Raw genomic sequence first — 10,062 nt, 5'->3', positions numbered from 1 at the left:
GGCCGTGCCGATGCGCCATCCGGCGCGCCCGGTTCAGCGCGGGCCGACCGGCGCGTCCGTTCGTGTTCGTTGTCGCTGCCCGCCGCGGGCAGCGCCCCGAGAATGCTCGCGCGCAGTGCGTCCGGCGCGCGGTGGTAGTCGGCCTGCCGCACCGCGCGCGCCAGCGCGACGATTCGCTCGCGTTCGCGGCGGCACGCGTCGCATCCTTCGACATGCCGCTGGACGCGCAACGCATCGGGCGCCGACAGCTCGCGGTCGACGTCCGCGTCCAGCAATGCGCGCGCTTCGTTACAGTCCATCGATCGCCTCCGATGCGGTTCCGCCCGCCGGCGCACGTCCCGGCGCGGCTTCGGGTGCCGGCGGCTGCGTGCCGGTCAGCAGCGCGGCGAGCCGGCGCCGGCCGCGTGCGAGCCGCGACATCACGGTGCCAACCGGCACGTCGGCGATCGCCGCGATCTCGCGGTAGCTCAAATCCTCCATCTCGCGCAGCACCAGCACCTCGCGGTATTCGGGCGGCAGCTTCGCGAGCGCCGCGTTCACGAGCCGCACGTTCTCGCCGCGCAGCAGCTGCGCGAGCGGATCTTCCGTCGCCGGCTGCCAGTCGTCGGGGACGTCGGTGTCGTCGAGCGTGTCGGGCAGCGCGACCTCGTGCGCGTGCGTGCGGCGGCGCCACTCGGTGTACCAGGTGTGGCGCACGATCGTCAGCAGCCACGGCCGCGCGTTGTCGCCGCGGCACGAGTCGACGAAGCGCAGCGCGCGCATGCACGCGTCCTGGACGACGTCGTCCGCGTCGCCCGCGTTGCCGCTCAGCCAGCGCGCGAGGTTGTACGCCGCGTCGAGGTGCGGCAGCACCAGCGCGCGAAACCGCTCGCCGCGCGCGAGCGCGTCGTCCTCCACCCGCTCGTCGAGCGCCCGTCCGGCTTGCCCCACTTGGCCTCCCTGGTTCCGGCGGCAGAAGCCGCACCCGTCTCGCGTCCGATGCCGCGCGCGATCTCGCGCCCCGCGCCCGGACAGACCGGCAGCGCGCGCACTCGATGACCTTACCGCCGCTGCGTCGAGTTTATTCCCGCGCGAAACCGGCGGAGCGCAAAAAATCGCGGGACGGAACCGGCCGCGCCCGTTACGGCGTGCTGCTCCAGTAGCCGGGCCGCGCATACGCGTCGCGCAGATAGTCGATGAAGTAGCGCACGCGCGCGGGCACGTAGCGCTGCTGCGGATAGACGGCGAGGATGTCGTAGTCGGGCAGCGCGTATTCGTCGAGCACGGTCTCGAGTTCGCCGGTTTCGAGCTGCGCGGCGATTTCCCACGTCGAGCGCCAGCCGAGCCCGAGGCTTTCGGCTACCCAACGGTGCAGCAGCTCGCCGTCGTTGCAGTCGAGATTGCCGGTCACGCGCATCGTGACGATCTTGCCGTGGCGCTGGAAATACCAGCCGCGGTTCTGGCCGCCCTGCAGGTTGAACGCGAGACAGTTGTGCTTCAGCAGGTCGTCGAGGGATTTCGGCCGGCCGTGCTTGCGGAAATACGCGGGCGTGCCGCACACGACGCGCCGGTTCGACGCGAGCTTCACCGCGACGAAATTAGGATCGACCGCGCCGCCGATCCGGATCGACAGGTCGTAGCCTTCGCGCACGAGATCGACGACGCGGTCGGTCAGGTTGAACGACAGCTGCATTTCCGGCTTGTCGGCGAGAAAGCCGGGCGCGTGCGGCGCGACGTGCTTGCGGCCGAACGCGGCGGGCGCCGACACGATCAGGTGGCCGCTCACCGCGCGCCGCCCGGCGGCCAGCTCGTTTTCGGCCTGGTCCCATTCGGACAGCAGCCCGCGGCAGCGTTCGAGGAACGCGGCGCCCTCCTCGCTGACCACCAGCCGCCGCGTCGAACGGTACATCAGCTTCACGCCGAGGCGCTTCTCGAGCGCATCGATACGCCGCCCGAGCACGACCGGCGACACGCCCTCCTCGAGCGCGGCCGCCGCGAGGCTGCCCGCGTCCGCGACGCGCACGAACGTCTCGATCTGCTTGAAACGATCCATCTCTCGTCTCCACCCGGCTCCGACGCCGGCGGGAAGCCCGCCCGGACGTCATTCCATACTTTTAGTTTCGAAATAAGCGACTTCGGCTGATCTTATCAAACCTTTCCTGCATCCCTAAAGTGTCCCCAACAGACCGATTCGCAAGATCCGACTATCCAAGGAGACATTCATGGCCAAGATGAGAGCCGTCGACGCAGCCGTACTCGTGCTCGAGAAGGAAGGCATCCAGACCGCGTTCGGCGTGCCGGGCGCGGCGATCAACCCGTTCTACTCCGCGATGCGCAAGTCCGGCGGCATCAGCCACGTGCTGGCCCGCCACGTCGAAGGCGCGTCGCACATGGCTGAAGGCTTCACGCGGGCGGCGCCGGGCAACATCGGCGTGTGCATCGGCACGTCGGGCCCTGCCGGCACCGACATGATCACCGGCCTCTACTCCGCGTCGGCGGACTCGATTCCGATCCTCGCGATCACCGGCCAGGCGCCGCGCGCGCGTCTCTACAAGGAAGACTTCCAGGCCGTCGACATCGAGTCGATCGCGAAGCCGGTCACCAAGTGGGCCGTCACCGTGCGCGAGCCGGCGCTCGTGCCGCGTGTGTTCCAGCAGGCGTTCCACCTGATGCGCTCGGGCCGTCCGGGGCCGGTGTTGGTCGACCTGCCGATCGACGTGCAGCTCGCCGAAATCGAATTCGACATCGACACGTACGAACCGCTGCCGGTCTACAAGCCCGCGGCCACCCGCGCGCAGATCGAGAAGGCGCTCGCGATGCTCAACGACGCGGACAAGCCGCTGATCGTGTCGGGCGGCGGCGTGCTGAACGCGGCGGCCGAGGACCTGCTCGTGCAGTTCGCCGAAACGGTCGGCGTGCCGGTGATCCCGACGCTGATGTCGTGGGGCGCGATTCCGGACGACCATCCGCTGATGGCCGGCATGGTCGGGCTGCAGACGTCGCACCGCTACGGCAACGCGACGCTGCTCGCGTCGGACTTCGTGCTCGGCATCGGCAACCGCTGGGCGAACCGCCACACGGGCAGCGTCGAGGTCTACACGAAGGGCCGCAAGTTCGTGCACGTCGACATCGAGCCGACGCAGATCGGCCGCGTGTTCGGCCCGGATCTCGGCATCGTGTCCGATGCGAAGGCCGCGCTCGAGCTGTTCGTCGCGGTCGCGCAGGAATGGAAGGCCGCCGGCAAGCTGAAGGACCGCGGCGCGTGGGTGGCCGAATGCCAGGCGCGCAAGCGCACGCTGCAGCGCAAGACGCATTTCGACAACGTGCCGGTCAAGCCGCAGCGCGTGTACGAAGAGATGAACAAGGTGTTCGGCCGCGACACCTGCTACGTGAGCACGATCGGCCTGTCGCAGATCGCCGCCGCGCAGTTCCTGCACGTGTTCAAGGCACGCAACTGGATCAACTGCGGGCAGGCAGGCCCGCTCGGCTGGACGATCCCCGCCGCGCTCGGCGTGCGTGCGGCGGACCCGAGCCGTCCGATCGTCGCGCTGTCCGGCGACTACGACTTCCAGTTCATGATCGAGGAGCTGGCCGCCGGCGCGCAATTCAAGCTGCCGTACGTGCACGTCGTCGTGAACAACTCGTACCTCGGGCTGATCCGTCAGGCGCAGCGCGCGTTCGACATGGACTACTGCGTGCAGCTCGCGTTCGACAACGTGAACGCTCCGGAGCTGAACGGCTATGGCGTCGATCACGTGGCGGTCGCCGAGGGCCTCGGCTGCAAGGCGCTGCGCGTGTTCAAGCCGGAAGAGATCGAGCCGGCGCTGCGCCAGGCGCAAACGCTCGCCGACGAGTTCAGCGTGCCGGTGGTCGTCGAAGTGATCCTCGAGCGCGTGACGAACATCTCGATGGGCACCGAAATCGACGCGATCAACGAATTCGAGGAACTTGCCGAAAAGGCCGAGCACGCGCCGACCGCGATCTCGATGCTCGACTGATCCGAACGCCATTTTTTGACTGACCGACCGAAGAGGCTTAGCTCATGCCGAAGTTTGCTGCAAACCTGACCATGCTGTTCAACGAAGTGCCGTTCCTCGACCGCTTCAAGGCGGCTGCGGACGCGGGCTTCGATGCCGTCGAGTTCCTGTTCCCGTACCCGTACGCGAAAGAGGAACTCGCCGAGCGGCTCGACGCGCATCGCCTGCGCGTCGTGCTGCACAACCTGCCGGCCGGCAACTGGGACCAGGGCGAGCGCGGGATCGCGTGCCTGCCCGATCGCGTCGGCGAGTTCCAGGAAGGCGTCGGCCGCGCGATCGAGTACGCGAAGGCGCTGAAGGTGACGCAGCTGAACTGCCTGGTCGGCATCCCGTCGGCGAGCACGGCGCGCGACAAGACGTTCGTCACGATCGTCGACAACCTGCGCTTCGCCGCCGATGCGCTCAAGCGCGAACGCATCCGTCTGCTCGTCGAGCCGTGCAACAGCTTCGACATCCCGGGCTTCGCGCTGAACCGCTCGTCCGAAGGGCTCGACGTGATCCGCGCGGTCGGCTCGGACAATCTGTTCCTGCAGTACGACATCTATCACATGCAGCGCATGGAAGGCGAACTGGCCGCGACGATCGAACGCAATCTCGCGTCGATCGGCCACGTGCAGCTCGCGGACAACCCGGGCCGCCACGAGCCGGGCACCGGCGAGATCAACTACGCGTTCCTGTTCGCGCTGCTCGACCGGCTCGGCTATGCCGGCTACGTCGGCTGCGAATACAAGCCGCGCACCACGACGACGGAAGGGCTCGGCTGGCTGCAAGGCGTCGCCGGCTGCGCAGCGGGCTCGGCGCGCCGCGCGGCCTGATATCCGCCCTTCCCGCGGTTTCCCCAATACGCCCCAACAGGAGACTTTCACATGGCAACCATCGGTTTCATCGGCCTCGGCATCATGGGCGCGCACATGGCGCGCAACCTGCTCAAGGGCGATCATCAGCTCGTCGTGAACGGCGCATTCCCGATTCCCGACGACCTGCGCGCGAGCGCGAAGGTCGTCGCGAATTCGACCGAAGTCGCGCGGCACGCCGACATCATCATCTCGATGGTGCCGGACACGCCGGACGTGCGTAACGTACTGTTCGCCGACGACGGCGTCGCGAAGGGCCTGAGCGCCGGCAAGCTCGTGATCGACATGAGCTCGATCTCGCCGCTCGACACGCAGGCATTCGCGAAGCAGATCAATGCGCTCGGCTGCGACTACCTCGACGCGCCGGTGTCCGGCGGCGAAGTCGGCGCGCGCGAGGCGACGCTGACGATCATGGTCGGCGGCCCGGAGAAGGCGTTCGAGCGCGCGAAGCCGCTGTTCGAGAAGATGGGCAAGAACATCACGCTCGTCGGCGACAACGGCGCGGGTCAGACCTGCAAGGTCGCGAACCAGATCATCGTCGCGCTGAACATCGAAGCCGTCGGCGAAGCGCTGCTGTTCGCCGCACGCTCGGGCGCCGATCCGGAGCGCGTGCGCCAGGCGCTGATGGGCGGCTTCGCCGCGTCGCGCATCCTCGAAGTGCACGGCGCGCGGATGACCAGGCGCACGTTCGATCCGGGTTTCCGCATCGAGCTGCACCAGAAGGACCTGAACCTCGCGCTCGACGGCGCGCGCAAGCTCGGCCTCGCACTGCCGCACACGGCCAGCGCGCAGCAGCTGTTCAGCGTGTGCGCGTCGCACGGCGGCAAGGCGTGGGATCACTCGGCACTCGTGCGTGCGCTCGAGATCATGTCGAACTTCGAGATCGGCCAGACGCCGGCCGCTTGACGCGGCTGCGGCAGCGCGCATTTCGCTGCAACGGCAAATGCGCGCGACGCACGAACACGCGCGACCCGGCCGCGGCCGGTCGCATCGATGCGCGCGCACGCGCGCATCACGGTGGGGCGCCCCGCCGCGTATCGCTGAAATGCGTGCGCGACGGGGCGAAAAACGCCGCTCTGGGCTGAGAGCGGCGTGGTGGGGTCCGCAGCGGCACCCGGCGGCGCCGGGGAAGCCTTGGTCGGTCAGACGTCGTCGTCGGGTGTCCGTCTGTCGGATTTCGCGTATTACATTTCTTTACGTTCGTGCGTACGATTTTTCATGCAATCGTCGCGCTGAACGCCTAAACTTTCGCCACGCCTTTCGAGAAATCCGCCGCGTCTGCGCCCACTCCGGTGACCGCGCCCAGCGCGGTGTTTTTTTCGCCACTTCACGGCGCGTTTTCTTTTCAACCACCTAGGGAGTGCAGCGATGGGTCTTCTTTCGTTTATCAAAGAGGCGGGTGAAAAACTGCTGGGTCACGCCGACGCGCAAGCAGCGGAAGATCCGAATGCCGCGAACCAGACCGCGGCCGATGCGATCAAGAACTACATCAACACGCAAGGTCTCGACACGTCGAACCTGACCGTCGCGTTCGACGGCGCGTCGCGCACCGTCACGCTGTCGGGCAGCGTCCCCGATCTCGACACGAAGGCGAAGGTCAAGGTCGCGGCCGGCAACGTGCAGGGCGTCGCCGGCGTGAACGACGACGATCTGCAACCGGACGATCCGGAAGTTCAGTACCACGACGTGAAGCCGGGCGACACGCTGTCGGCGATCGCCAAGGAAGTGTATGGCGACGCGAACAAGTACCCGGTGATCTTCGAGGCGAACAAGCCGATGCTGTCGAGCCCGGACCGCATCTATCCGGGCCAGAAGCTCGTGATTCCGCCGCAGTCCTGAGCATTCGCGCAGCGCCGACGCAAGAAAGGCAGGCCGATGGCCTGCCTTTTTTCATGTGCGCCGCGTGCCGCCCGGCCGGCGGCCGTCGGTCACAGCGTGTCGAATGCGCGCTGCAGCGCGTCGCGTTCGTGAATGCCGTTCGCGAGCGCAAGCATCAGCAGCACGCGCGCCTTGAACGGGCTCAGCGACCCCGCGCTCACGAAGCCGAGCGCATCGTCGTTCGCGGCGCCGTTGTGCATCACGTGACCGGAGCCGACGCGCGACGCGCGCACCACGGCGACGCCCGCCTTCACCGCATCGGCCAGCGCCGCTTGCAGCGTCGCGTGAATCGACCCGTTGCCGGTGCCCGCGACGACGAGGCCGCGCACGCCGGCCGCGACGAGCGCATCGACCGCCGTGCGCGTCACGCCCGCATAGCTCGCAACGATTTCGACCGGCGGCCACGCTGCCGCAATCGCCAGTCGACCGTCGCGCACGCGCGTGACGCCGCGCGCGAATTCGACGCGGCCGTCCTGCACCCAGCCGAGCGCGCCGAGTTCCGGCGACTGAAACGCGTCGACGGCGTACGTACTCGTCTTCACGATGTCGCGCGCGCCATGGATCCGGTTGTTGAACGCGACGAGCACGCCCTGCCCGCGTGCGGCCGGGTGCGCGGCGACCGTCACCGCGTTCAGCAGGTTCAACGGCCCGTCCGACGATAGCGCGGTGGCCGGCCGCATCGCGGCCGTCAGCACGACCGGCTTGTCGCCCTTCACGACCAGATGCAGCGCGTAGGCGGTTTCCTCGAGCGTGTCGGTGCCGTGAGTGACCACGATGCCGTCGATCGCCGGATCGGCCATCAGCGCGCCGATGCGCGCGGCGAGCGTATTCCACAGCGGCAGCGCGAGATCCTTGCTGTCGATGCTCGCCACCTGTTCGGCGGCGACACGCGCGACCGACGCGAGCGCCGGGACCGCGTCGAGCAGGAAATTGACGCCGAGCGCGCCGGCCTGATAGCCGGCCGTGCTGGCGGCGTCCGGCGCGGCGCCGGCGATCGTGCCGCCGGTGGCGAGTACGGCGATGCGCGGCAGCGCCGGCGCGGACGGAGAGGATGCGGAGTTCGGAGTATTCATGGCCGCGATTGTAATGGCTCGCGCCCGGCATCCGGTAGGTCGCGCGCGAACGCGCGCTGCGGGCGCACCCTGTCATGGTTTGTCCTGAGCGCGGGCGCGGCTGCGGCGTCAACGGCCATGGCCTCCGCCGCGTTATAGAAATGCCGTTTTGGTGTTTTCACATTGATTTGCCATAATCGGAACGCGCGTCGCGATGCGACCCTGTTCGCGTCGCGCCGGGCTTCGTGACGGCGTCGATATAAAACGCAATTCACCCCATGGGAGTGTCGAAATGAAAATCCAATCGCTCGTAGCCGCACTGCTTCTCGGCGGCATGCTGGCTTCCCCCGCTTTCGCGGCGAACAGCCAGCAGGACAAGATGAAGGCCTGTAACACCCAGGCAGCCGGCAAGACGGGCGACGAACGCAAGGCGTTCATGAAGGACTGCCTGTCGGCCAAGCCCGCGAAGAAGATGTCGCAGCAGGAAAAGATGAAGGCCTGCAACACCCAGGCCGCCGACAAGAAGGGCGACGACCGCAAGGCATTCATGAAGAGCTGCCTGAGCAGCCAGCCGGCCGCCTGAGTTCCGGCGCTCCCGTCGCAGATGCCGCGCACCGCTTCGGCGGGCGCGGCATTTTTGTTTTCGTTGCATGCGCATCGACATCGACGCGCCCGGCACGCGTGCGATCGCCGCCCCCGGTTGCCGGCCGCCGATCCGCGCCGCCGTCTTCCCGCCCCGCTGCTCCCGGCATGCCGTTCGAATGCCGCCACATGGTGCGGCAATTCGCCGCGATTTCTTCTATGATGGCTGCAACGCGGCCCCTCCAAGTACAAGAAGCGCCATCGGGCCGCCCTCGAGACGGACGCGCACGCCGCGTCAAACGGAGGCATGGATGGCATGGAGACAACACCGCTGGTTCCGCCGCTGGCTGATCGTGATCGTGTTCTGGGCCGTGCCCGTCGCGATCGTCGCCGTGCGCGAGATCCGCGAGGAAATGGCGTACAACAAGGCCGACCTGCAGCTCGCACTGACCACGTGGCAACTCACCGACGCGCAGCAGGCAGCCGGTGCGGCCGCGAAATGCCACGGCGATCCTGACACGGCCCGCGCGGCCGGCTGCCCGGCCGACGTGCTGGCCGCCAACGCGCCGCGCCAGCAGGCTGCCCGCGACGAATACGTGGTGCGCCGCAATACGCTGGCCGGTTATCTGTGGCACGCGTTCGTCGGCTACTGGGTCGTGCCGGCCGCGTTCCTGTTCGCATGCGGCGTCGTGATCGCATTGATCCGCCGCGCGCTGCGGCGCCCGCCCATCAAGCCGCCCGCCCCGCCTGCGCCGCCCGTCGCGCACTGACGCGGCTTCCGAATCCGTTTTCGCCTGTCGGCCGGCTCCGAACGCGCGCGACGCTGCCGCGCGCACGCGTCGATCCGTCCGTTGGTGCGCCGCGACAAGCGAAACCGATTTGACGCTTTTTCACGTCCGAATGAAAAGGGGTTGTAATCCACTGTGATATAACTGCCGACGTGATCCGCTCCGTGAGCGAGACTCACTCCGAACATCATCCGATGGAGAAGAACGATGCAAAAACGGACTCTTGTGCTCAAAGCCGCTGCTGCGCTGATCGTCGGTAGCCTCGCGCTCACCGGTTGCACCACCACCCCCGACAAGCCCGACAACGCCGCGACCAACGCGTCGAAGCGTCAGGCGATCGATGCGAGCGTCGACGCAACGCTGTCGCGCATGTATTCGACGGTGAAGGGTTCGCGTGAGCTCGTCGCGAAGTCGCGCGGCGTGCTCGTATTCCCGGAAGTGCTGCAGGCCGGCTTCATCGTCGGCGGCCAGACCGGCAACGGCGCACTGCGCGTCGGCGGCGCGACGGTCGGCTACTACAACACGTCGTCGCTGTCGGTCGGCCTGCAGGCCGGCGCGCAATCGAAGGCGATCGTGTTCCTGTTCATGACGCAGCAGGCGCTCGACGAATTCCGCGGCTCGGACGGCTGGGCAGCCGGCGCCGGCGCATCGGTCGCGCTCGTGAAGATGGGCGCAAACGGCGCGGTCGACTCGAACACGGCCACCGCGCCGATCCAGGTCATCGTGCTGACCAACGCGGGCCTGATGGGCGACGTGTCGATCAACGGCACGAAGGTCACGAAGCTGAAGATCTGACGCCGCGGCGTCATCGCCCGTGCGTACCGCGCGGGCGACGTGCAAACGGCGATGTCCGCGCGGACATCGCCGTTTTTTTCATCCCCGCGCGCCGCGC

11 protein-coding genes are annotated in these 10,062 nt (G+C 67.8%); 7 read left to right on the top strand and 4 right to left on the bottom strand.

Features of this window, described 5'->3' with window-relative positions; all coding sequences use genetic code 11:
• From BSE24067_RS13555 to BSE24067_RS13545, 3 genes are all read right to left on the bottom strand, one after another.
• The coding region (locus tag BSE24067_RS13555) for an anti-sigma factor (protein WP_254600358.1) at window positions 1-299 on the bottom strand (299 nt) is incomplete at its 3' end.
• A complete protein-coding gene (locus tag BSE24067_RS13550) occupies window positions 289-930 on the bottom strand; it encodes an RNA polymerase sigma factor (protein ID WP_151068068.1) in 642 nt (213 codons plus the stop codon). The genes BSE24067_RS13555 and BSE24067_RS13550, both read right to left, overlap by 11 nt.
• A 190-nt stretch (window positions 931-1,120) precedes the next feature.
• Entirely contained in the window at window positions 1,121-2,032 is a 912-nt protein-coding gene (locus BSE24067_RS13545; protein WP_151068066.1) for a LysR family transcriptional regulator, read from the bottom strand.
• Between the two features lie 169 nt (window positions 2,033-2,201).
• On the opposite strand from BSE24067_RS13545, the gene gcl reads away from it, so the two are divergent.
• From gcl to lysM, 4 genes are all read left to right on the top strand, one after another.
• Window positions 2,202-3,977: a glyoxylate carboligase gene (gene gcl, locus BSE24067_RS13540; protein ID WP_151068064.1), complete on the top strand. Its 1,776-nt coding sequence runs from the start codon at window positions 2,202-2,204 to the stop codon at window positions 3,975-3,977.
• Window positions 3,978-4,021: 44 nt separating this feature from the next.
• The gene (gene hyi / locus BSE24067_RS13535; protein ID WP_151068062.1) at window positions 4,022-4,831 is read left to right on the top strand and encodes a hydroxypyruvate isomerase; all 810 of its coding nucleotides are present in this window, start codon (window positions 4,022-4,024) and stop codon (window positions 4,829-4,831) included.
• A 51-nt stretch (window positions 4,832-4,882) separates the two neighbouring features.
• Entirely contained in the window at window positions 4,883-5,776 is an 894-nt protein-coding gene (locus BSE24067_RS13530) for a 2-hydroxy-3-oxopropionate reductase (protein WP_151068060.1), read from the top strand.
• A gap of 462 nt (window positions 5,777-6,238) precedes the next feature.
• On the top strand, window positions 6,239-6,709 hold the full coding sequence (gene lysM, locus BSE24067_RS13525; protein ID WP_151068058.1) for a peptidoglycan-binding protein LysM: 471 nt from the start codon (window positions 6,239-6,241) through the stop codon (window positions 6,707-6,709).
• An 89-nt stretch (window positions 6,710-6,798) separates the two neighbouring features.
• Here lysM and BSE24067_RS13520 read toward each other — a convergent pair whose 3' ends face one another.
• On the bottom strand, window positions 6,799-7,821 hold the full coding sequence (locus BSE24067_RS13520; RefSeq protein WP_151068056.1) for an asparaginase: 1,023 nt from the start codon (window positions 7,819-7,821) through the stop codon (window positions 6,799-6,801).
• A 271-nt stretch (window positions 7,822-8,092) separates the two neighbouring features.
• Between BSE24067_RS13520 and BSE24067_RS13515 the strand changes: the two genes are divergently transcribed.
• The 3 genes from BSE24067_RS13515 (at window position 8,093) to BSE24067_RS13505 (ending at window position 9,965) form a co-directional block, all read left to right on the top strand.
• Window positions 8,093-8,383 (top strand): PsiF family protein, encoded by a 291-nt coding sequence (locus tag BSE24067_RS13515; RefSeq protein ID WP_151068054.1) that lies wholly within the window; start codon window positions 8,093-8,095, stop codon window positions 8,381-8,383.
• Window positions 8,384-8,693: 310 nt separating this feature from the next.
• Entirely contained in the window at window positions 8,694-9,152 is a 459-nt protein-coding gene (locus BSE24067_RS13510; RefSeq protein WP_151068050.1) for a hypothetical protein, read from the top strand.
• A gap of 225 nt (window positions 9,153-9,377) precedes the next feature.
• Complete coding sequence (locus BSE24067_RS13505) at window positions 9,378-9,965, top strand: BPSL1445 family SYLF domain-containing lipoprotein (RefSeq protein ID WP_151068049.1); 588 nt, start codon at window positions 9,378-9,380, stop codon at window positions 9,963-9,965.
• Window positions 9,966-10,062: the final 97 nt, after the last annotated feature.

Origin of the sequence: Burkholderia latens (assembly GCF_902499045.1) — a bacterium.
GTDB lineage: Bacteria > Pseudomonadota > Gammaproteobacteria > Burkholderiales > Burkholderiaceae > Burkholderia > Burkholderia latens.
The sequence above is the reverse complement of the archived record's forward strand: the minus strand, read 5'-3'. Positions and strand labels throughout refer to the sequence as shown.

Bases quoted from the DNA above. Each gene is read 5' to 3' on its own strand.
- gcl (WP_151068064.1), top strand. From the start codon at position 2,202: ATGGCCAAGATGAGAGCCGTCGACGCAGCCGTACTCGTGCTCGAGAAG.
- lysM (WP_151068058.1), top strand. From the start codon at position 6,239: ATGGGTCTTCTTTCGTTTATCAAAGAGGCGGGTGAAAAACTGCTGGGT.
- BSE24067_RS13530 (WP_151068060.1), top strand. From the start codon at position 4,883: ATGGCAACCATCGGTTTCATCGGCCTCGGCATCATGGGCGCGCACATG.
- BSE24067_RS13515 (WP_151068054.1), top strand. From the start codon at position 8,093: ATGAAAATCCAATCGCTCGTAGCCGCACTGCTTCTCGGCGGCATGCTG.
- hyi (WP_151068062.1), top strand. From the start codon at position 4,022: ATGCCGAAGTTTGCTGCAAACCTGACCATGCTGTTCAACGAAGTGCCG.
- BSE24067_RS13510 (WP_151068050.1), top strand. From the start codon at position 8,694: ATGGCATGGAGACAACACCGCTGGTTCCGCCGCTGGCTGATCGTGATC.
- BSE24067_RS13545 (WP_151068066.1), bottom strand. From the start codon at position 2,032: ATGGATCGTTTCAAGCAGATCGAGACGTTCGTGCGCGTCGCGGACGCG.
- BSE24067_RS13520 (WP_151068056.1), bottom strand. From the start codon at position 7,821: ATGAATACTCCGAACTCCGCATCCTCTCCGTCCGCGCCGGCGCTGCCG.
- BSE24067_RS13505 (WP_151068049.1), top strand. From the start codon at position 9,378: ATGCAAAAACGGACTCTTGTGCTCAAAGCCGCTGCTGCGCTGATCGTC.